Source organism: Streptomyces sp. GL_140 (assembly GCF_057834465.1).
Window position 1 is genome coordinate 5,569,908 of sequence record NZ_CM174404.1, and the last position, 21,036, is coordinate 5,590,943.

A 21,036-nucleotide genomic window follows, 5' to 3' on the forward strand; every position below is an offset into this window, starting at 1 on the left:
TTTCCGCCGGATACCGGGAACTGACTAAAGCCCCAGTAAGTTGCATGAGAGGGCCCTACGATCGGGGGCCCATGCTCTGAAGAAATTTCAGCATCAGTTACAAACAGCGACTTTCGAGGTGCGCACCTTGGCTTTCCAGATGCCGGACCGCGGCGGAGGCCCTTCCGGGCCACGGATGAGAGTCGGCCGCCCGTCCCGGCGCGCCCGGACTCTTCTGATGACTTTGGGCGTCCTGGCCGTCCTTGCCATGGCGTTCATCATGTTCGCGGGCTTCTGGACGGACTGGCTCTGGTTCCGCTCCGTCAAGTACTCCACCGTCTTCACCACCACGCTGTGGACCAAGGTCGGCCTCTTCGCCGTCTTCGGCCTGCTGATGGCCGGTGCCGTCGGGCTGAACGTCTGGCTGGCCTACCGGCTGCGCCCGCCGCTCAGCGCGATGTCGATGGAGCAGCAGAGCCTCGACCGGTACCGGATGAGCGTCGCGCCGTACCGCATGTGGCTGCTGCTGGGCATCTCGGCGCTGGTCGGACTGATCGCGGGCGCCTCGGCGGCCGGTCAGTGGAAGACCTGGCTGATGTACGTGAACGGGGTGGCCTTCGGTCAGAAGGACCCCCAGTTCAACCTGGACGTGTCGTTCTACACCTTCGACCTGCCCTGGTACCGCTTCCTGCTCGGCTTCGGCTTCGCCGCGGTCGTGCTCTCGGTGATCGCCGCGGCCGTCGTGCACTACCTCTACGGGGGACTGCGCGTCACCAGCCCGGGTGCGCGGGCCACCGCCGCGGCGACCGGACACCTCTCGGTGCTGCTCGGTCTCTTCGTCTCGCTCAAGGCGGTCGCCTACTGGCTCGACCGGTACGGCCTCGCGGTGAAGTCCAGCGACTTCAAGGCCGCGGACAACTGGACCGGCCTGCGCTACGTGGACGCCAACGCCTACCTGCCGGCCAAGACGATCCTGGTCGCCATCGCGGCGATCTGCGCGCTGCTCTTCTTCGCGACGCTCTGGCGCCGCACCTGGCAGCTGCCCGTCATCGGCTTCGGCCTGATGGTGCTCTCGGCGATCCTGATCGGCGGGCTGTACCCGGCGATCGTGCAGAAGTTCCAGGTCCAGCCGAACGAGCAGGCCAAGGAATCCCCGTACGTCGAGAAGAACATCAAGGCGACCCGCGACGCCTACGGGGTCGCCGGCGCGGACGTCACGGACTACGCGGGCGTCCCGGCCGAGGGGACCGACAAGCAGCAGCTGCGCAAGGCGGCCGACACGACCGCCAGCATCCGGCTCCTCGACCCGAACATCGTCTCCCCGGCCTTCCAGCAGCTCCAGCAGGTCAAGGGCTACTACGCGTTCCCGTCCACGCTCGCCGTGGACCGGTACAACGGCCAGGACACGGTCATCGGTCTGCGCGAGCTGAACATCGGCGGCATCCCGAAGAACAACTGGATCAACGACCACTTCAAGTACACGCACGGCTACGGCGTGGTCGCGGCCAAGGGCACCACCGTCGGTGACCAGGGCGCCCCCGACTTCACCCAGTCCGACCTGCCCTCCAAGGGGATGTTCGGCACGGACTTCGAGCAGCGGGTCTACTACGGCGAGCAGACGAAGCAGTACTCGATCGTCGGCGGACCGCAGAAGGAGCTCGACTACTCGGACGACAAGGGCGAGAAGGAGACGAGCTACAAGGGCGACTCCGGCGTCAATCTCGACAACCCGGTCAACCGTGCCGCGTACGCGCTCGCCTTCAGCGAGCCGCAGATCCTGTACTCGGGAGCCATCGGCGAGGGCTCGCGGATCCTGTACAACCGCACGCCCAAGGAGCGCGTCGAAGCGGTCGCCCCGTGGCTGACCATCGACGGAGCCCCGTACCCGGCGGTCATCGACGGCCGGATCAAGTGGATCGTCGACGCGTACACCACGACCAACGGCTACCCCTACGCCTCGCGCACCACGCTGGGCGAGAGCACCCACGACTCGCTGACCAACAACCAGCGCGCGGTGGTGGCCCAGGAGAACCAGGTCAACTACATCCGCAATTCGGTGAAGGCCACCGTGGACGCCTACGACGGCACGGTCAGTCTGTACCAGTGGGACACCCAGGACCCGGTCCTCAAGACCTGGATGAAGGCGTTCCCCGGCACGGTCAAGGCCAAGAGCGAGATCTCCAAGGCGCTCATGGACCACATCCGCTACCCGCAGGACCTGTTCAAGGTCCAGCGCGAGCTGCTGACCCGGTACCACGTCACCGACCCGCAGACCTTCCTCAGCGGCAGCGAGGCCTGGGCCGTCCCGGACGACCCGACCGCCAAGCCCGGTACGGCGGTTCCGCCGTACTACCTGTCGATGAAGATGCCGGGCCAGAAGGAGAAGGACCAGGTCTTCTCGCTCACCACGACGCTCACGCCGAACGAGCGGGACAACCTGAGCGCCTTCATGGCGGTCAACGCCGATCCGAGCACCCCGGACTACGGCAAGATCAGAATCCTGAAGCTGCCGACCAGCAAGCCGGTCGACGGCCCCAAGCAGGTGCAGAGCAAGTTCCAGTCCGAGCCGAAGATCGCCGAGTCCATCCGCCTGCTGCGCGGTGGAGACTCGGAGGTCGAGTACGGCAACCTGCTCTCGGTGCCGCTCGACGGCGGCATGCTCTACGCGGAGCCGGTCTACGTGCGCAGCTCCGGGCTGAAGTACCCGCTGCTGCGCAAGGTGCTCGTGACCTACGGCGGCCAGACCGCCTTCGAGGACACCCTGGAGAAGGCGTTGAACGTGGTGTTCGGGGCGGAGTCCCCGACCACGCCGGTCCCGCCGACCAACCCGACGACCCCGCCGGGTGACGGCACCACCACGCCGCCGGTCAACCAGGACCCGACGGTCAAGGCGGCCCTCGCCGACGCGCAGAAGGCGGTCGAGGAGGCCGACAAGGCGCTGAAGGCCGGCGACTGGACGGCCTACGGCAAGGCCCAGAGCGATCTGCAGGCGGCGCTGAAGCGGGCGATCGACGCGGAGGCGAAGCTGAAGGAGCCGACTCCGCCGACCGGCTAGCGGTAATGGCTCCACCCCGCGTCGTGCTACTGTGGTTTTACCGACGCGGGGTGGAGCAGCTCGGTAGCTCGCTGGGCTCATAACCCAGAGGTCGCAGGTTCAAATCCTGTCCCCGCTACTGAAGACGAAGGCCCGGATCCGATGGATCCGGGCCTTCGTCATGCCCGGGACGGATACGCGGCGGGCCTGTGGTGAACACGTGGCGGACACGAGGTCGCTGGGGTGGGTGAGTTGGGGTCCGAGCGTGTTTGACTTATCTCTCTGTGGGCATGTCGACAAAACGCTGTAGTGACCTCACGGGCTGCGACATACCAGGTGTACGCGGGTAGCAGGTGATGCGACGATGGGATTTATGGGGGACAGGTCAACTCTGCTGGAGACAGGGCGGTTTGTGAGGGCGGAAGCCGAATCGGGTGCGGAGTCCGATGGGGCGGCTCAGGCTGTTGACGCGAGGACTGCGATGACCACGCAGACACCGCGGACCACGGCGGGCACGGCTACCGCGCCGATCACGGCTGCCGTGCCGATCACGCGGACGGCCGCGGCCGACGACGTGTTCGACGACGAGGCCTTCGCGCTGACCGACGCCGCCAGCGACGCCGAGCTGGAGGCCCGTCACCGGGTCGCCGCCGACAAGGGGGACCCGGGCGCGATGAGCGTGCTCGGGGCGCTCCTGCTGCGCCGCGGCGACCTGACCGGGGCCGAGCCGTACCTGCGCGGGGCCACCGCGGAGGGCGACCGGGCGGCCGCCAACAACCTCGGCGTGCTCCTGCACCAGCGCGGCTACCCCGAAGAGGCCGCCGGCTGGTGGCGCGTGGCAGCCGTGGCCGGATCGGCTCCGGCCGCGCACGCCCTGGGCCGCCACTACCGCGAGCGCGGGGACGAGCCCGCGGCCGAGTACTGGATGCGGCAGGCGGCGGAATCCGGCCACGCCCTCGGTGCGTACGGACTCGCGGACCTGCTGGAGCACCGCGGGGACAAGGGTGTCGAGCGGTGGTTCCGGGCCGCCGCGGAGCAGGGGCACCGCGAGGCCGCGTACCGGCTGGCCCGGCACCTCCGGAAGGGCGACCCGGCCGAGGCCGAGCAGTGGTACCGGCAGGCCGCCGCGCGCGGCCACCGGCGCGCCGGGCTGCACCTGGGCACCCTGCTGGAGGCGCGCGGCGAGCTCAAGGAGGCCGGGCGCTGGTACCTGACCTCCGCCAAGCAGGGCGAGCCGCGGGCCGCGTGCGCGCTCGGCTTCCTGCTGCGCGACGCCGGCGACGAGGAGAACGCGGCGACCTGGTGGCTGCGGGCCGCCCAGGACGGCGACGGCAACGCCGCGAACGCGCTGGGCGCGCTGCACGCAGCCCGGGGCGAGACCCAGACGGCGGAGAAGTGGTACCGGGCCGCGATGGACGCGGGCGACCAGAACGGGGCGTACAACCTCGCGCTGCTGTGCGCCGCACAGGAGCGGACCGCGCAGGCGGAGCAGTGGTACCGGCGCGCGGCCTACGCGGGCCACCGCGAGGCGGCCAACGCGCTGGCCATCCTGCTGCTCCAGGGCGGGGACGCGGCGGGCGCGGAGCCGTGGTTCTCCAAGGCGGCCGAGGCGGGCAGCGTGGACGCGGCCTTCAACCTCGGGATCCTGTTCGCCAGCCGGGACGAGGACCGGACGGCGCTGAAGTGGTACGAGCGGGCCGCGTCGGCGGGACACACCGACGCCGCGCTCCAGGTCGGCATCGCGCTGGTCCGCGACGGCGAGGACCGGGCGGCGGAACGGCACTTGCGCTGTGCGGCGGGCGGCGGCAGCGCGGAGGCGTGCTTCCGGCTGGCCGCGCTGCTGGAATCGCTGGCTCCGCCGCCGGAGCCGGTGGCGCTGGGCGAGCCGGTCGGCGGAGCCGCTCGCACCGAGAGCGAGGAGTGGTACGAGCGGGCGGCGGAGCTGGGGCACCGGCGCGCGCAGGTCCGGGTCGGCATGCTGGCCGCCGCGCGGGGCGAGTTGGGCGCCGCCGCGCGCTGGTACCGGGAGGCGGCGGAGGCCGGCTCCCGCAACGGGGCCTTCAACCTGGGGCTGCTGCTGGCCCGTGAGGGCAACGAGCCGGAGGCGGCCCTGTGGTGGACCCGCGCCGCGGTGGCCGGGCACGGGCGGGCCGCGCTGCGGCTGGGCCTGCTCGCGGCCCGTCAGGGCGATCTGACGGAGGGGCAGAAGTGGTGCGTGCGGGCCATGGAGCTGGGCCCGGCGGAGGTCTCCGAGCGGGCGGCCCGGCTGCGCGAAGCGCTGGCGGAGGAACTCTCGGCGTAGCCCCCGGGCCTCGGCCCGCCCCGGTCCCGGCCCCCGCCCTCGCTCCGGGCCTCGGGCTCGGGCTCGGGCGGGGCTGGACCCGCCGGGGCCGTACGGGGCCTGCGTGTACAGCCAGGACGTGGCGCGCGGGTAGGCGTAGCGGAAGAAGAACGGCATCACGAGGTCGTTCGCGCGGCGTTGGAGGGGGCCCGGGGTCTTGGCTCCGCGGTTGGCGGCGGCGGCCTTGGCCATGCGGGTGACGCGGGGGCGGCGCAGGCGGTCGTAGGCGGTCAGGGCCGAGGCGACGGAGGGGGCCGCGGCCACGCAGTCGGCCAGGGCCACCGCGTCCTCCAGGGCCATGGACGCCCCCTGGCCCGCGCCCACGGGGTGGGCCGCGTCGCCGATCAGGACCGTGCGGGCATCGTGCCGGACGGGCACCTCCGCCAGTTTGTGCATCAGCGTCGGCCGCTCGAACTCCGTGGCTCCGGCCAGCAGGGCCGCCGGCGCCCCGGAGGTCGCGTACAGCCGGCGCAGCAGCGGCAGGTCCACCTCCGCCAGGTCGGGCGGCTGCGGCGAGGCCACCTGGGCCGACCACCAGACCGTGCCGTCCGGAGCCGGGATCCAGGCGAAGGCGCCCTTTCGGGCGACCATCATGTTGAAGGCGTCCCCGGTCGGCAGGGCGGGGTTCCGGGGACCGCCGACCCTTCCCGAGACGCTGTACAGGCCCGCGTACTCGGGGCGCGGGGCTTCCGGGTCGAGGGCCGAGCGGGTGGCCGACCAGAGGCCGTCCGCGGCCACCACCAGGTCCGCGTCCACGGAGTCCGGGCTCACCCGGCGGCCCGTCTCGATCCGGACCCCGCCCGGAGCGCCTGCGCCCGCAGGGTCTCCACCAGCCGCCCGCGCCGCAGGGTCGTGCTGTGCAGGGCGTCCGAGGCGAGCCGGCCGCGGGGGACCCGGCCGAGGAGTTTGCCCGTCGCCGACCACAGGCACTGGTCCGGGACCGGGAATCCCGCCGCCTGGACCTCGGTGAGGACCCCCAGTTCCTCCAGTACGCGCAGGCCGTTGACCGCCAGGCTCAGGAACGAGCCCACCGGCCCGGCCGGGTCCTCGTACGCCTCGTGGATCGTGACCTCCGCGCCCGTCCGCCGGCGCAGCGCGATCGCGCTCGCCGTTCCGGCCACGCCGCCCCCGATGACCGCCGCCCGCAGGGCTCCACCGCTGCCGCTGCCACGCTCTTCCTGGAGCGCGGCTACGCGCAGACGAAGATCACCGACATCACCAGGGCGGCCGGCCGCTCCACCGGGTCCTTCTACGAGCACTTCGCCGGCAAGGACGAGCTGCTCCAGTCGCTGCTGGCCGACATGGGGGACCAGGTCGATGCGGAGATCGGGGCCGGCGCGGGCCATCCCCGCGAGCACGACCTCGCCGACCGCGCGCAGCTGCGCACGCACGTCGCGGTCACCTGGAACGCCTTCCGGGAGCACCTGCCCGTGGTCGTGGCCCTGTTCCAGCGGTCGATGACCGAGCCGCCCGCCGAGGGCGGGGCGTGGGAGCGGCTCACGCGGGAGACCGGGCCGCTGCGGGAGCACCTGGAGTACATGCGCGAGTGCGGGCGCAGGCTGCCCGGGGATCCACTGCTGGTGGCCGCGGCCATGGGGGGCATGATCTCGACGCTCGGGTACGCCGCCATGACGGCCGGGGTCGAGCTCGACGACGACGAGGTGGTCGACACCCTCACCGAGCTGCTCCTCCACGGCCTGAGCGGGCCCGGCGAACCGCCCCGTTAACCGATTTGCATCTGCCGGGTGGCGTCCCGTAAAGTCAGGTTTACCGACGCGGGGTGGAGCAGCTCGGTAGCTCGCTGGGCTCATAACCCAGAGGTCGCAGGTTCAAATCCTGTCCCCGCTACTGAAGGCTCGAAGGCCCGGATCCCATGGATCCGGGCCTTCAGTCGTTTCCGGATGCCAAGACGGCAAAAAGGCCGGGGGCTCGATGAGCCCCCGGCCTTCTTCGGTTCTTCGGTTCGCTACGCCCCGGCGCAGTTCGGGCAGACCCCGCGGTACGTCACCTCGACCGCCGACACCACGAAGCCGAAGCGCTCCGTGTCCGGCAGGTCGGCCAGCGGGTTGCCCGCCGGGTGCACGTCGCGGATCGCACCGCACTGGGCGCACACCAGGTGCTGGTGGGGCCGGTGGGCGTTCGGGTCGTACCGCTTGGCGCGGCGGTCCGTGGAAACCTCCAGGACCTCGCCCAGGGTCACGAGCTCGCCCAGGGTGTTGTAGACGGTGGCGCGGGAAATCTCCGGCAGCCTCGCCACCGCGCGTGCGTGCACCTCGTCGGCCGTCAGGTGAACGTGGTCACCGTCGAGCACCTCGGCCACGACGCGCCGCTGAGCGGTCATGCGCCATCCGCGTCCGCGAAGTCGTTCCAGCAGGTCACTCATAGACGCCAGCCTAACAGCGAGGGGATTCGGTGTAACTCCTGAATCTGTGTCGACTTGGATGCTCACTTGACTTAGACAAAGTCCATCGTAGGATCGGTTACGGTAGGACCAGGACAGGATTTGCAGCAAATTTACACTGGAGGCGCACGTGACCACGCAGGGACCGCTCACCACGGAAGCAGGGGCTCCGGTCGCTGACAACCAGAACAGCGAGACCGCCGGCATCGGCGGACCCGTTCTGGTCCAGGACCAGCTGCTGCTGGAGAAGCTCGCGCACTTCAACCGTGAGCGCATCCCGGAGCGCGTCGTGCACGCCCGCGGCGCCGGTGCGTACGGCACCTTCACGCTCACCCGTGACGTCTCGCAGTGGACCCGGGCGAAGTTCCTGTCCGAGGTCGGCAAGGAGACCGAGACCTTCCTGCGCTTCTCCACCGTCGCGGGCAACCTCGGCAGCGCCGACGCCGTGCGCGACCCCCGCGGCTGGGCGCTGAAGTTCTACACCGAAGAGGGCAACTACGACCTCGTCGGCAACAACACCCCGGTGTTCTTCATCAAGGACGCCATCAAGTTCCCCGACTTCATCCACACCCAGAAGCGCGACCCGTACACGGGCTCGCAGGAGGCGGACAACGTCTGGGACTTCTGGGGTCTGTCGCCCGAGTCCACCCACCAGGTGACCTGGCTCTTCGGTGACCGTGGCATCCCGGCGTCCTACCGCCACATGAACGGCTACGGCTCGCACACGTTCCAGTGGAACAACGAGGCCGGCGAGGTCTTCTGGGTCAAGTACCACTTCAAGACCGACCAGGGCATCAAGAACCTCACCCAGGCCGAGGCCAACCAGCTCGCCGGTGAGGACCCCGACTCGCACCAGCGCGACCTGCGCGAGTCCATCGAGCGCGGCGAGTTCCCGTCCTGGACCGTCCAGGTCCAGATCATGCCGGCGGCCGAGGCGGCCGAGTACCGCTTCAACCCGTTCGACCTCACCAAGGTGTGGCCGCACGAGGACTACCCGCCGATCGAGATCGGCAAGCTGGAGCTCAACCGCAACCCGGAGAACGTCTTCGCCGAGGTCGAGCAGTCGATCTTCTCCCCGGCGCACTTCGTCCCCGGCATCGGTCCGTCCCCGGACAAGATGCTCCAGGGCCGTCTCTTCGGCTACGGCGACGCCCACCGCTACCGCGTCGGCATCAACGCCGACCACCTGCCGGTGAACCGTCCGCACGCCACCGAGGCGCGCACCAACTCCCGCGACGGCTACCTGTACGACGGCCGCCACGCGGGCGCGAAGAACTACGAGCCCAACAGCTTCGGCGGCCCGCACCAGACGGACCGTCCGCTGTGGGTCTCCACCGCCGTCACCGGTGGCACGGGCAACCACCCGGCCGCGGTGCACAGCGAGGACACGGACTTCGTCCAGGCGGGCAACCTCTACCGCCTGTACTCGGAGGACGAGAAGGCCCGTCTGATCGAGAACCTCTCCGGCTTCATCGCCAAGGTCTCCCGTGACGACATCGTCGAGCGCGCGATCAACAACTTCCGCCAGGCGGACGGCGACTTCGGCAAGCGTCTGGAAGCCGCGGTCCAGGCCCTCCGCGGCTAGTAGGACCGCTTGTCGTTGCAGGTCGACGGGCCGGTGCCCCCGAGAGGGGGTGCCGGCCCGTCGGCCGTGGGGCTCCTATACGGGTACGGTGCTGCGCCGGGCCGGCGCCCAGCAGCGGATGACGTCCCGCACGGACACGATGCCCACGGGGCCGCCGTGCTCCAGCACGATCAGATGCCGGAAGCCGCCGTGCGCCATCGCCTCGGCGGCCTCCTGCACGGTGGCGTCCGGGGTGCAGAACACCACGTTGTTGGTGGTGTGCGCCCCCACGGACTCCCGGTCGGGATCGTGTCCCGCGCCGAGTGAGTTGAGGATGTCGCGCTCGGTCAGGATGCCGATGCCGCTGTGTTCGGGGTCGAGGACGACGGCCGCGCCGACGCGCCGGCCGGACATCAGGCAGGCCGCCTGACGGAGGGTGTGAGTGGGGCCGAGGGTGAGGATCACGGTACTCATGGCGTCACGGACGAACATGAAGAGAGCCACCTCCTGGTGAGTCCCTCCGCTTGGGTGGGTGCACCGTGGAAGCCCGCACTTAGAGAAGGCCTTCACAAGCGCACAAGCGGAGGAGACCCAGATTCCCATGGACACGGAGTGTCATCAAGAGGGCGCGCTCGGCACGCTGACGGTGCGCGCCGCCGTACGACCGGCGCGCACCGGGCGGGCGATCAGGCGCGGGGGCGCAGGAGGTCCAGCATCTCCTCGTGCAGCAGCCCGTTCGAGGCCGCCGCGTTCCCGCCGTGTACGCCGTCCACCCCGTCCAGGGCGGTGAAGCGCCCGCCGGCCTCCTCGACCACGACCGCCAGGGCGGCCATGTCCCACAGGTTCAGCTCGGGCTCGGCGCACAGGTCGAGCGAGCCCTCGGCGACCATCATGTACGGCCAGAAATCGCCGTAGCCGCGGGTGCGCCAGCACGCCCGGGTCAGGTCCAGGAAGCCGGGGAGCCGCCCCTGCTCCTCCCAGCCGCTCAGTGAGGAGTAGGCGAAGGAGGCGTCACCCAGGGTGGCCACCTTCGAGACGCCGAGCGCGGTGGTCGCGCCCAGCGCGCCGCCCGCGTACGCACCCAGGCCGCGCGCCGCCCACCAGCGCCGGCCGAGGGCCGGCGCGGAGACCACGCCGACGACGGGACGGAAGACGCCGTCGGCGCCCTCCTCCATGAGGGAGATCAGCGTGGCCCAGACCGGGACGCCGCGCACGTAGTTCTTCGTACCGTCGATCGGGTCCACGACCCAGCGGCGCGGGCCTTCGCCCTTGAGGCCGTACTCCTCGCCCAGGATCGCGTCGGAGGGCCGTGCGGCCGCGATCCCGGCGCGGATGATCTCCTCGGTGGCGGTGTCGGCCTCGCTCACCGGGGTCATGTCCGGCTTGGTCTCGACCTTCAGGTCGAGGGCGCGGAAACGCTCCATCGTGGCGGCGTCCGCCGCGTCGGCGAGTTCGAGGGCAAGGCGCAGGTCATCGTCATACTGGGGCATGCCAGAACCCTACCGAGGCGGCCGGAACCGGGCGAACGGCGTCCACGGGAGCACCTCGGCCGTCCACCGGGACCCTTGACAGGATCTGTCGGTCCGTCAACTCTGACGGGGACGTCAAAGGGGGAGGCAATGGTGCCGACGGCCCGGGAGTCCTTGCTGGAAGCGGCGGGAGCGGCGCTCTCGGCGCGCCCTTGGCCGGCCGTGCGGATGGTCGACGTGGCGGCCGTCGCCGGGGTGTCCCGGCAGACCCTCTACAACGAGTTCGCGGGCAAGACCGGCCTCGGCCACGCCCTGGTCCGGCGCGACGCCGCCTGGTACCTCGACGGGGTGGACCGGGCCCTGGGCTCCCCGGGCGGCTGCGCCGCGCGGCTCGCGGAGGTCGCGGAGTGGACCGTGGCGGCCTCCCACGAGCGTCCCCTCGTACGGGCCCTGCTCACGGGGTGCTGGAACGGGAACTTACCGGTGCCGGCCGGCCGCGGGGTCCGGCCGGGGCTGCCGGCTCTGGGCCCCGCCGAACTGCTCCGCTCCGTGCGCGAGCGGGCCGACGCCGCCTTCGCCCCGGCGGAGGCCGAATGGGCGCAGCGCTGCGAGTTGGCCGTCCGGCTCGCGATGTCCTACCTGGTCGCCCCGGCCGAGGCACCGGGTCCGGGCTCCGTCGAACTGCTGCGGCTGTTCAACGGGGTGGGCCAGGGTGTCGAGGGCCGCAGCGGCCTCAGTGGGTCGACCCCGACAGCTGGAGGCCGATGACGCCGAGGATGACCAGCGAGATCGAGACGAGTTTGAGGGTGGAAACCAGGTCGCCGAGGAAGACCATGCCGTAGATGGCGGTCCCGGCCGCGCCGATGCCCGTCCACACCGCGTAGGCGGGGCCCACGTCCAGCTTCTTCAGGGCCAGCGTCAGCAGACCGAAGCTGCCGAGCGCGAAGCACGCGAAGGCGATGGTCGGCCACAGCCGGGTGAATCCGTGCGACAGCTTGAGACAGACCGCGAAGCCCGTTTCCAGGATTCCGGCGACCACGACCAACAGCCACGCCATGGCGCATGCCTCCCCGCGTCACGTGACGCGCCCGCGGCCTCGGCCGCCGCGCCACTCGATGCGACTATGCATTGACCGGATTTGTCGCGCGGCAAACCCCGCCGGGCCGATCAGTCGCCCTCGCGCCGCTCCCGGGTCTGCAGCAGCCGCCGCAGCGAGTACAGCCGCGCCGGGTCCGCGTGGCCGTCCTCCACCCACTTGTCGAGCGCGCAGTCCGGCTCGTCGTGGCTGCACGCGCGCGGGCACCCCTCCGTCCCGGGCACGAGCTCCGGGAAGGCCAGGATCACCCGGGACGGGTCCACGTGGTGCAGGCCGAACGAGCGCACGCCGGGGGTGTCGATGACCCAGCCGTCGGCGCCCGGCAGCGGCAGCGCCAGCGCGGAGGTGGTGGTGTGCCTGCCCCGGCCGGTCACCGAGTTGACCACTCCGGTGGCGCGCTGGCGGCCCTCGGCGACCAGCGAGTTCACCAGCGTGGTCTTGCCCACGCCCGAATGGCCGACGAAGGCGGTGATCCGGCCGTTGAGGTGCTCGCGCACCCGCTCGGCCGCGTCGCCCGTCGCCAGCTCGTCGCGGTTGGTGACCACGTAGTTCAGGCCGAAGGTCGAGTAGATCTCCAGGATCTTGTCGGCCGAGGTCAGGTCGGACTTGGTGAGCACCAGCAGGGGCTCCAGCCCGGCGTCGTACGCGGCCACCAGGCAGCGGTCGATCATCCGGGGCCGCGGCTCCGGGTCGGCCAGCGCCGTGACGATGGCCAGCTGGTCCGCGTTGGCGACGACCACGCGCTCGTACGGGTCGTCGTCGTCGGCCGTGCGCCGCAGGACGGACTTGCGCTCCTCGATCCGCACGATGCGGGCCAGGGTGTCCTTCTTGCCGGACAGGTCACCGACGATCCAGACCCGGTCACCGACCACCGCCGCCTTGCGGCCCAGCTCGCGGGCCTTCATGGCGTGCACCGGGCGGTCCTCGACCAGGCAGGTGAGCCGACCCCGGTCGACGGTCAGGACGAAGCCCTCGGCCGCGTCCTCGTGCTTGGGGCGGATGGTCGTACGAGGCCGGTTGCCCTTGGGGTTGGGCCGCTGGCGGATGTCGTCCTCGTCGGTGTGCTTGCCGTACCTGCGCATGGCGGGCCCTACGCTCCCGCTCCCGAAGGTTCCTGGCCGAGCATGTCGGTCCACATCTTCGGGAAGTCCGGCAGGGTCTTCGCGGTGGTCGCCACGTTCTCGATGAGCACGCCCTCCACCGCCAGGCCGATGATCGCGCCGGCGGTGGCCATCCGGTGGTCGTCGTACGTGTGGAACGTGCCGCCGTGCAGCGGGCGCGGCCGGATCCGCAGACCGTCCTCGGTCTCCGTGACGTCGCCGCCCAGCCCGTTGATCTCCTTGGTCAGCGCCGCCAGCCGGTCCGTCTCGTGCATCCGCAGGTGCTGGACACCGCGCAGCACCGACTCCGAGTCGGCCAGCGCGGCGACCGCCGCGATGCCCGGGGTCAGCTCGCCGACCTCGCCCAGGTCCACGTCGATGCCGTGGATCTTGCCGGTGCCGGTGAAGACCAGGCCCGCGTCGGTCAGCTCGCAGGAGCCGCCCATGTCGGTGAAGATCCGGCGCAGCGCGTCGCCGGGCTGCGTGGTGCGGCGCGGCCAGTCGCGGATGGTGACCGTACCGCCCGTGATCAGGGCCGCCGCCAGGAACGGCTGGGCGTTGGAGAGGTCGGGCTCCACGATCAGGTCGCGGCCGAGCAGGGCGCCGGGGGCCACCCGCCAGACGTTCTTCTCGCCGCCGGACTCGGGGGTGTCCACCTGGACGCCCGCCGCGCGCAGCATCTCCACCGTCATCCGGATGTGCGGCATGGACGGCAGATTGGTGCCCACGTGCCGGACCTCGACGCCCTGGTTGAAGCGCGGGGCGGAGAGCAGCAGGGCGGAGACGAACTGCGAGGAGTTGGTGGCGTCGATCTCGACGGTGCCGCCCTCCAGGGCCCCACCGCCCTGGACGGTCAGCGGCAGCGCGCCGCGGCCGTCGTCGTCGATGCGGGCGCCGAGCGTGCGCAGGGCGGTGATGACCTGGCCGAGCGGGCGCTCGTAGGAGCGCGGGTCGCCGTCGAAGCGGATGTCGCCGGTGGCGAGGGTGGCGACGGGGGGCAGGAAGCGCATGACGGTGCCCGCGTTGCCGACGTCCACGGTGGCCGGGCCGTGCAGGGCGGCAGGGATGACGCGCCAGGCCTCGCCGCTGTCGCCCTCGCCGGCGGAGCTGGAGGAGACGGTCTCCTCGATGCCCACGCCCAGCGCGCGCAGCGCGTCGGACATCAGCTGGGAGTCGCGCGAGCGCAGCGGGCGGCGGACCCAGCCCGGCTCGGAGGCGAGTGCCGCGAGCACGAGGGCGCGGTTGGTGACCGACTTGGACCCGGGCACGGTGACGGTGGCCCGGACGGCTGAGTCGGCGGTCGGGGCGGGCCAGAGGGCGTGGAGCGCGGGGGTCTCGGTCATGCCCCCACTTTAGTGGCTTCCCATGGCCACAGATCTTGATCGCGAGGCCGTCTCGCGGGGCGGACGGCCGGGGTGCGCCGAGACGGGCCGGGTTGTCCGGGGATGGGCCCCGGACGGGCGATCCGTCAGAGCGCCAGCAGCCAGCGGCCGCCGCCGACGAGCGAGCAGAGCGCGACCACGTGGAAGAGGAGCAGCCACACCACCGGGTGCAGATGGGTCAGGCGCCCCAGCTGGTCCGCGTCCGAGTCGGGCGCCCCGCCGTGCCTGCGCTTCGCCCCCAGCTCGAAGACCGGCCGCACCCCGCCCAGCAGCAGGAACCAGACCACGGCGTAGGCGAAGACCGCCTGTACGTCGGCCGGGGCCAGCCAGGAGACCAGCACGAAGGTGGTGCCCGTCAGCACCACGGTCAGCAGCCCGTAGGCGTTGCGGATCATCACCAGCATCGCCGCGAGCAGGACGGTCGCCGCCCACAGCAGCAGGGTGATCCGGTGCGCGGAGAGCAGCGCCGCCCCGCCGAGGCCGAGCAGGGAGGGGGCCGTGTACCCGGCGGCGGCGGTGAGGATCATGCCGGGGCCGGTGGGCCTGCCGCGGCTGACGGTGACCCCGCTGGTGTCCGAGTGCAGCCGGATGCCGTCCAGGCGCCGCCCGGTCAGCAGGGCGAGCAGCCCGTGGCCGCCCTCGTGCGCGATGGTGATGGCGTTGCGCGAGAGCCGCCAGAGCGGGCGCGGCCCCACGGCGGCCAGGGCTGCCAGTCCCGTGGCGATCACCAGCCACTGGTCGGGCAGGGTCTGTATGCCTGTGAGCCGGTCCCAGAGGCCGGCCGTGGTGCTGCTGGACATGAGGTGGCGGACTCCTTGCGGTGGCGATCGGGGGCCATGGCAGTGTGGCAGCCATGTGCGGAAGGTATGCAGCGAGCAGCGGGCCCGAGGACCTGGTGGAGGTCTTCGGGGTGGAACGGTGGGAGCCCGAGGAGGCGCTGGCCGCCGACTGGAACGTGGCCCCGACGAAAGAGGTCCACGTGATCCTCGACCGTCCACTGAAAGACGCTCCGAGCCCGCGTCCGGTTCGCCAGATGAGGGTCCTGAAATGGGGACTCGTCCCGTCCTGGGCCCAGAACCCGGAGGGAGCGGCCCGGATGATCAACGCCCGCTCGGAGACGGTCGCCGAGAAGCCGTCCTTCCGCCGCCCCTTCGCGCAGCGCCGCTGCATCATCCCGGCGGACGGGTACTACGAGTGGGTCACCGCCCACGACGAGCGGCAGCTGGAGGTCGAGGGCAAGAAGAAGCGGGCGCGCAAGCAGCCCTACTTCGTCCTGCCCGCCGACGGCTCCGTCTTCGCCATGGCCGGGATCTACGAGTTCTGGCGCGACCGGACCCTGCCCGACGAGCACCCGCTCGCCTGGTGGGCCACCTGCTCGGTGATCACCGCGGAGGCCGAGACCGGACCGCTGGCCGTGGCCCCGGCCGAGGGACCGCGCTCGCTCGCCGAGATCCACCCCCGGATGCCGCTGATGCTCACCCCGGACCGGTGGGACGCCTGGCTGGACCCGGCGCGGACCGACCCCGACGAGCTCCAGGCCCTGCTCGCCCCGCCGCCAGGCGCTCTGATGCGCGCCTATCCGGTGTCCACGGCCGTGAGCAACGTCCGCAACAACGGGCCCGAACTGCTGGAGGAGCTGGCCGCGCCGGAGGAGAGCACGCTCTTCTGACGGGCAGGATGGGTCCATGAGCACGCGTACCGAGAGCGTCGAGACCCCGGCGGGCGAGGCCCGCATCACCTGGCATCCGGCCCCGGCGCGCGGCGCCCGCCTGGTGCTCGCCCTCGGCCACGGGGCCGGCGGCGGGATCGAGGCCCGGGACCTCCAGGCCCTGGCCGCCGCCCTGCCCGCCCGGGGGGTCACCGTGGCGCTGGTGGAACAGCCCTGGCGGGTCGCCGGGAAGAAGGTCGCCGCCGCGCCCAAGGTGCTGGACGAGGGCTGGCGCGCCCTGTGGCCCGCCCTCGCGGAGCCGGGGCTGCCCGTGGTGTCGGGCGGCCGCAGCGCCGGGGCCCGGGTGGCCTGCCGGACCGCCGCCGAGCTGGGCGCCGCCGGGGTGCTGGCGCTGGCCTTCCCGCTGCACCCGCCGGGCCGGCCGGAGAAGTCCCGGGCCGAGGAGCTGCTGGGCGCCGGGGCGCCGACCCTGGTGCTCCAGGGCGGCCGCGACCCCTTCGGGCGTCCCGGGGAGTTCCCGGAGCGGGGAGGGCACGCAGCCCCGTACGAGCTGGTGGAGGTGGCCTTCGGCGACCACGGTTTCGCCGTGCCGAAGAAGATCGGCCCGACGCAGGAGGAAGCCCTGGAGGTGATCACCGGGGCGGTGGCCGAGTGGCTCGGACGGCTTCCGGTGTGACATCGGCCCGAAACCGGCGCCCTGCGGGGAATGCGCCGCGCGGAGCTTCTGTTGTCCCGGATGTCGGTACGCACGGCACACGTCGCCAGGAGAGGAAGCGCATGACCCAGGTCATCAGCCATAACCGTCCGCAGGCCGTTGACCTGGACTGGACAGTGCTTCCCGCGCCCAAGCGCGGCAAGCTTCGGGCGGCGGACGACCGGGATGGTCGACTATTCTCCGATTCGAGCGGGTCCGCTTTCGGAGTCGCCACGCAGTCGGAGGAGGTGGGTCCTGTCGCCGGGACCGACGAAGGCCACGCGGAGGAGACGACCCCGGAGCGCAACGCGCGCTTCGAGAGGGATGCCCTCGGCTACCTCGACCAGATGTACTCGGCCGCGCTGCGTATGACGCGCAACCCGGCCGACGCCGAGGACCTGGTCCAGGAGACGTACGCGAAGGCATACGCGTCGTTCCACCAGTTCCGTGAGGGCACCAACCTGAAGGCGTGGCTGTACCGCATTCTGACCAACACCTTCATCAACTCCTACCGCAAGAAGCAGCGGGAACCGCAGCGCAGTGCGGCGGAGGAGATCGAGGACTGGCAGCTCGCGCGCGCCGAGTCCCACATGTCGACGGGGCTGCGCTCCGCCGAATCGCAGGCGCTCGATCACCTGCCCGATTCGGATGTGAAGGAAGCGCTCCAGGCCATTCCGGAGGAGTTCCGCATCGCGGTCTATCTCGCCGACGTAGAGGGCTTTGCGTACAAGGAGATCGCGGACATCATGGGTACACCCATCGGTACGGTCATGTCGCGACTGCATCGTGGCCGCCGTCAACTCCGCGGAATGCTGGAGGACTATGCCCGTGAGCGCGGGCTCGTTCCGGCCGGCGCGGGAGAGTCGAACGACCTGAAAGGCTCGGGCTCATGAGCTGCGGAGATCCGCACGAGACGGACTGCTCTGAGGTCCTGGACCACCTTTATGAGTTCCTGGACCACGAGATGCCGGACAGCGACTGCACGAAGTTCGAGACGCACTTCGGCGAGTGCAATCCCTGTCTTGAGAAGTACGGCCTGGAGCAGGCCGTGAAGAAGCTGGTGAAGCGCTGCTGCGGGTCCGACGACGTGCCGAGTGACCTGCGGTCGAAGGTGATGGGACGGATCGAATTGATCCGTTCGGGGCAGGCCGTGCCGGACCACGACGTCACGGCCGGACCGGTCCTGCCCACCGCGTCGTCCGTCGCCGAGCCGATGCCGGGATCCGCGACGGGCTGAAGCCGAAATCGGGGAGCTTGCTTTCCCGCTAAGTAGTCCCCGATTGAACGATCTCGAACAGCCGCCCCCGGAAGGGCACTTCCTTCACCCGAAGGTGGTAATCCGGGGGCGTCCGCATGGCGCAATGCGGAAATGTGGCCCAGCTCGCTCCCGGCCCCACTTATTCTCCCCTTTCGGTACTGGTTTGATTCAGTAACTGGCTTGCACGGCTCAGGGGGAGGAGAGCGCCATGCGGGTACTTCCGCCGATGGCGCGCGCCTACATCGTGTGCGCGGTCCTCGCCGCCGCCGGTTGCGCGGCCCCGGCCCTCGTCGACACCGCCACCCCGTGGCCCTCCGTCGCCCTGCTCGCGCTGCTCTACCTAGGCTGCGAACTCCTCAAGTACTGCACGTTCCTGGGCCACCGGGTGCCCGAGGGACTCGGTTCCTTCTTCCCGGTCGTGCTGGCCGCCGTGTTCCTGCTGCCGCCCGCCGCCGCCGCGCTCGTCGCGCTGCCGGGAGGACTCGCCGGGACCGTGATGCAGCGGCCCGCCTGGGTACGACGCGCGTGGCACGCGGCGCAGCAGGCGATAGCCGCCTGGATCGCCGGGTGGACCTACGGGCTGCTCGGCGGATCCGAGGCGGTGACCGGAGGCTCCCTCCGCGCGACCGGGCCACCGGGCGGCGACCCCGCGGCCTGGATCGCCGACTTCCCCTACGTGATGTTCCCCGCCGCCGCCGCGGCCGTCGCCTTCTGCCTGGTGCTCACCGCCCTCGACGGCGGCATCCTGGCCGCCGCCGAACGCCGGCCCGCCGCCACCGCCTGGCGCGGACTGCTCACCCGCTCCCTCGCCCCGCACTGCGTGCACGGCCTCGCCGGGCTGATGATGGCCGTCATGTGGCAGAGCCCCTACGGGCTCCCGGCCGCGCTGCTCGTCCTGCTGCCGATGTATATCTCCTGCTGGGTCTTCGCCCAGTACCACCGCGAACGCGCCGCCCACCAGGCCACCATCCGGGCGCTCGTCCAGGCCGTGGACATCAAGGACCGCTACACGCGCGGCCACAGCGAGCGGGTCGGCCAGGCCTCCGCGATGATCGCCCGCGAGCTGGGCATGGGCGAGGAACGCCTCGAAGTCGTCCGCATCGCCGGGATCCTGCACGACGTGGGCAAACTCGGAGTACCCACCCGACTGCTGCGCAAGGACGGACCGCTGACCCCCGAGGAACGCCGCGTCATCGAACTGCACCCCGAGTACGGACACGAGATGGTGCGCGGCATCGGCTTCCTGGGCGAAGCCCGGTCGGCGATCCTGCACCACCACGAGCGGGTGGACGGCTCCGGCTACCCCTACGGACTGACCGGGGAACAGATCCCGGTGCTGGCCCGGGTGGTGGCGGTGGCCGACGCCTTCGACGCCATGACCTCCACCCGCTCGTACAGCCGGGCCCGCCCCGTGCAGGTCGCGCTGGCCGAGCTCGAACGGTGCGCCGGAGCGCAGTTCGACCCCGACATGGTCCGGGCGCTGGGCGACGCGATCGGCCGACAGGGCTGGCACCCGGTGGTGACCTCCGACGAGGACCTCCAGGTGATCCCGGCGGGCGGTCCGGGTACGGGTCCGGGCGCCGCCGAGGCGTCCGGCAAGGCCCCCGGCCCCGCCACACGGTCGGACGCCGACCGCGCCGGACAGGTGCTCGCCGGGCTCCCCGCCCAGTCCGGAGCGGCTTCGCCGCAGGCCCGGCCAGGCCGCGGCGCGGACGGCGCCGACGCCGGGGGGTCCCCGTCCGCCCCCTCCGCCGGGGCCAACGCGTGAGGGGCTGGGCCGGCTGGGCCGTGCGGGGCGCCGCCGGGCTGCTGACCGCGGCCGCACTCGCGCACACCCTGTGGAACGGCGTCGTCGAACCGGGCATCGCCCTCGCCTTCGGCACCCTCATCGCCATCGGCGAGCTCGCCTGCCGCGACCGCGGCGGAGCCGCCCGCAGGCAGCCCGCGCCGCTCGGCTCCGCCGGGGCCCTCGCGTACGCCCTGCTCGGGCAGAACGCCGGCCAGACCACCCACCACGGGGTCCTGCAGATCGTCGCCGTGGTCGTCGCCGCCGCGCTCGTCGGGATCGTCCCGCACATCGCCCGGGGCACCGGCCCCGCCCTGGACCACCTGGCCCGCAGGGTCCTCACCGTCACCTTCGCCGCCGTCTGCTTCCAGCCGCTCTACAACTCCGGCCGACTGGAGGACCGGGTCGGGCAGGGCCCGTACCTGGTGCTCTTCCTGCTCTTCCTGCTCGGCCTCACGGCCCTGTGCGACGCCGTGCTCGCGGCCGTCCTCTCCGGGGCCCGCACCGGCTGGCCCTACGGCCCCCTGCTCCGCGACGAGCTGCGCGCGCAGCTCGGCATCGGCTCGGCGATCTGCGCCACCGGGGTGGTCATGACCCTCGGTGTCGCCGTGGCGGGCCTGTGGGCGGTACCCGTCTTCAGCGTGCCGCTGCTGCTGACGCAGATGTCCTTCCACCGGATCACCGCGATCCGCACCACCTACCGCCAGACCATCACCTCCCTCGCCCGCGCCACCGAGATCGCCGGCTACACCCGGCCCGGCCACGCCCGCCGGGTCGCCGCGCTCAGCTGCGCCGTGGGCCGGGAGCTGGGCCTCTCGGAGCGGGAGCTCACGGTCCTGGAGTACGCCGCCCTGATGCACGACATCGGGCAGCTCTCCCTCGTCGACCCGGTCCCGGACGGGGCCACCGCCGAGCTGCCCGCCGCCGAAGCCCGCAGGATCGCCGGGCTGGGCGGGGAGGTGGCCCGCCAGACCGGGGTGCCCACCGAGGTCGCCGTCGTCGTGGAGCGGCAGGCGGACCCGTACCGGGAGCAGCCCGTGGCCGCCCGGATCGTCCGCGCGGTCAACGCGTACGACGATCTGGTCGGCGGGGCCCGTCACCCGGGCGGCTCACTGGCGGCCCTGGAGCGGCTGCGGCTGGGCACTGGGCACGACTATCAGCCAGAGGTGGTCGAATGCCTGGCCAGGGTGCTCGCCCGGGGCGGACGTGCCAGAGTCGTACCCGTCCCGCCTGGGTAACCCATGGGTAATGAGCGGCCGTCCG

Annotated in this window: 19 protein-coding genes, 2 tRNA genes and 1 pseudogene; 13 read left to right on the forward strand and 9 right to left on the reverse strand. The window is 71.8% G+C overall.

What is annotated here, in order from left to right:
* Positions 1 to 139 precede the first annotated feature (139 nt).
* The 3 genes from AC3IYJ_RS25945 (at position 140) to AC3IYJ_RS25955 (ending at position 5,315) form a co-directional block, all read left to right on the forward strand.
* Positions 140 to 3,034 carry a UPF0182 family membrane protein gene (locus AC3IYJ_RS25945; protein WP_489402930.1) on the forward strand — a complete coding sequence of 965 codons (2,895 nt, stop codon included), beginning with the start codon at positions 140 to 142 and terminating at the stop codon, positions 3,032 to 3,034.
* A gap of 44 nt (positions 3,035 to 3,078) precedes the next feature.
* Positions 3,079 to 3,152 (forward strand) — tRNA-Met (locus AC3IYJ_RS25950).
* 225 nt (positions 3,153 to 3,377) lie between these two features.
* Positions 3,378 to 5,315 carry a tetratricopeptide repeat protein gene (locus tag AC3IYJ_RS25955; protein ID WP_489397146.1) on the forward strand — a complete coding sequence of 646 codons (1,938 nt, stop codon included), beginning with the start codon at positions 3,378 to 3,380 and terminating at the stop codon, positions 5,313 to 5,315.
* Positions 5,316 to 5,597: 282 nt separating this feature from the next.
* Here the strand turns inward: AC3IYJ_RS25955 and AC3IYJ_RS25960 are convergent.
* Positions 5,598 to 6,125: pseudogene (locus tag AC3IYJ_RS25960) on the reverse strand (FAD-dependent monooxygenase); the annotation flags it as partial.
* Positions 6,122 to 6,385, reverse strand: coding sequence for a hypothetical protein (locus AC3IYJ_RS25965; RefSeq protein WP_489397147.1), 264 nt, complete (start codon positions 6,383 to 6,385; stop codon positions 6,122 to 6,124). The pseudogene AC3IYJ_RS25960 and the gene AC3IYJ_RS25965, both read right to left, overlap by 4 nt.
* A gap of 27 nt (positions 6,386 to 6,412) precedes the next feature.
* Between AC3IYJ_RS25965 and AC3IYJ_RS25970 the strand changes: the two genes are divergently transcribed.
* Positions 6,413 to 7,081: a TetR/AcrR family transcriptional regulator gene (locus AC3IYJ_RS25970; RefSeq protein WP_489397148.1), complete on the forward strand. Its 669-nt coding sequence runs from the start codon at positions 6,413 to 6,415 to the stop codon at positions 7,079 to 7,081.
* Between the two features lie 47 nt (positions 7,082 to 7,128).
* Positions 7,129 to 7,202 (forward strand) — tRNA-Met (locus AC3IYJ_RS25975).
* Between the two features lie 118 nt (positions 7,203 to 7,320).
* Here the strand turns inward: AC3IYJ_RS25975 and AC3IYJ_RS25980 are convergent.
* Complete coding sequence (locus AC3IYJ_RS25980) at positions 7,321 to 7,737, reverse strand: Fur family transcriptional regulator (protein WP_371617824.1); 417 nt, start codon at positions 7,735 to 7,737, stop codon at positions 7,321 to 7,323.
* Positions 7,738 to 7,873: 136 nt separating this feature from the next.
* Between AC3IYJ_RS25980 and AC3IYJ_RS25985 the strand changes: the two genes are divergently transcribed.
* Positions 7,874 to 9,340, forward strand: coding sequence for a catalase (locus tag AC3IYJ_RS25985; RefSeq protein ID WP_489402931.1), 1,467 nt, complete (start codon positions 7,874 to 7,876; stop codon positions 9,338 to 9,340).
* 75 nt (positions 9,341 to 9,415) lie between these two features.
* On the opposite strand, the gene AC3IYJ_RS25990 is transcribed toward AC3IYJ_RS25985, so the two are convergent.
* The gene (locus AC3IYJ_RS25990; protein ID WP_489397149.1) at positions 9,416 to 9,811 is read right to left on the reverse strand and encodes a CBS domain-containing protein; all 396 of its coding nucleotides are present in this window, start codon (positions 9,809 to 9,811) and stop codon (positions 9,416 to 9,418) included.
* A gap of 194 nt (positions 9,812 to 10,005) precedes the next feature.
* Positions 10,006 to 10,809 (reverse strand): histidinol-phosphatase, encoded by an 804-nt coding sequence (gene hisN, locus AC3IYJ_RS25995; RefSeq protein WP_489397150.1) that lies wholly within the window; start codon positions 10,807 to 10,809, stop codon positions 10,006 to 10,008.
* A gap of 132 nt (positions 10,810 to 10,941) precedes the next feature.
* On the opposite strand from hisN, the gene AC3IYJ_RS26000 reads away from it, so the two are divergent.
* Complete coding sequence (locus AC3IYJ_RS26000) at positions 10,942 to 11,556, forward strand: TetR/AcrR family transcriptional regulator (protein ID WP_489402932.1); 615 nt, start codon at positions 10,942 to 10,944, stop codon at positions 11,554 to 11,556.
* Here the strand turns inward: AC3IYJ_RS26000 and AC3IYJ_RS26005 are convergent.
* The 4 genes from AC3IYJ_RS26005 to AC3IYJ_RS26020 all read right to left on the reverse strand — a co-directional run bounded on the left by AC3IYJ_RS26005 (position 11,522) and on the right by AC3IYJ_RS26020 (position 15,166).
* Complete coding sequence (locus AC3IYJ_RS26005) at positions 11,522 to 11,845, reverse strand: DMT family transporter (protein WP_330298490.1); 324 nt, start codon at positions 11,843 to 11,845, stop codon at positions 11,522 to 11,524. The two genes, AC3IYJ_RS26000 and AC3IYJ_RS26005, sit on opposite strands and share 35 nt — an antisense overlap.
* A 110-nt stretch (positions 11,846 to 11,955) precedes the next feature.
* A complete protein-coding gene (gene rsgA / locus AC3IYJ_RS26010; RefSeq protein WP_489397151.1) occupies positions 11,956 to 12,966 on the reverse strand; it encodes a ribosome small subunit-dependent GTPase A in 1,011 nt (336 codons plus the stop codon).
* An 8-nt stretch (positions 12,967 to 12,974) separates the two neighbouring features.
* Positions 12,975 to 14,327, reverse strand: coding sequence for a 3-phosphoshikimate 1-carboxyvinyltransferase (gene aroA / locus AC3IYJ_RS26015; RefSeq protein ID WP_489397152.1), 1,353 nt, complete (start codon positions 14,325 to 14,327; stop codon positions 12,975 to 12,977).
* Positions 14,328 to 14,452: 125 nt separating this feature from the next.
* Positions 14,453 to 15,166: a M50 family metallopeptidase gene (locus AC3IYJ_RS26020; RefSeq protein WP_489397153.1), complete on the reverse strand. Its 714-nt coding sequence runs from the start codon at positions 15,164 to 15,166 to the stop codon at positions 14,453 to 14,455.
* A gap of 53 nt (positions 15,167 to 15,219) precedes the next feature.
* On the opposite strand from AC3IYJ_RS26020, the gene AC3IYJ_RS26025 reads away from it, so the two are divergent.
* The 6 genes from AC3IYJ_RS26025 to AC3IYJ_RS26050 all read left to right on the forward strand — a co-directional run bounded on the left by AC3IYJ_RS26025 (position 15,220) and on the right by AC3IYJ_RS26050 (position 21,011).
* Entirely contained in the window at positions 15,220 to 16,035 is an 816-nt protein-coding gene (locus tag AC3IYJ_RS26025) for an SOS response-associated peptidase (RefSeq protein WP_489397154.1), read from the forward strand.
* A gap of 16 nt (positions 16,036 to 16,051) precedes the next feature.
* Positions 16,052 to 16,711 (forward strand): alpha/beta hydrolase family protein, encoded by a 660-nt coding sequence (locus AC3IYJ_RS26030; protein ID WP_489397155.1) that lies wholly within the window; start codon positions 16,052 to 16,054, stop codon positions 16,709 to 16,711.
* Between the two features lie 266 nt (positions 16,712 to 16,977).
* The gene (locus AC3IYJ_RS26035) at positions 16,978 to 17,622 is read left to right on the forward strand and encodes a sigma-70 family RNA polymerase sigma factor (protein ID WP_008741505.1); all 645 of its coding nucleotides are present in this window, start codon (positions 16,978 to 16,980) and stop codon (positions 17,620 to 17,622) included.
* Positions 17,619 to 17,966: a mycothiol system anti-sigma-R factor gene (rsrA, locus tag AC3IYJ_RS26040; RefSeq protein WP_489397156.1), complete on the forward strand. Its 348-nt coding sequence runs from the start codon at positions 17,619 to 17,621 to the stop codon at positions 17,964 to 17,966. The genes AC3IYJ_RS26035 and rsrA overlap by 4 nt, the downstream gene beginning before the upstream one ends.
* 229 nt (positions 17,967 to 18,195) lie before the next feature.
* Complete coding sequence (locus AC3IYJ_RS26045) at positions 18,196 to 19,755, forward strand: HD-GYP domain-containing protein (RefSeq protein WP_489397157.1); 1,560 nt, start codon at positions 18,196 to 18,198, stop codon at positions 19,753 to 19,755.
* Positions 19,752 to 21,011, forward strand: coding sequence for an HD-GYP domain-containing protein (locus AC3IYJ_RS26050; RefSeq protein WP_489397158.1), 1,260 nt, complete (start codon positions 19,752 to 19,754; stop codon positions 21,009 to 21,011). The genes AC3IYJ_RS26045 and AC3IYJ_RS26050 overlap by 4 nt, the downstream gene beginning before the upstream one ends.
* Positions 21,012 to 21,036 lie beyond the last annotated feature (25 nt).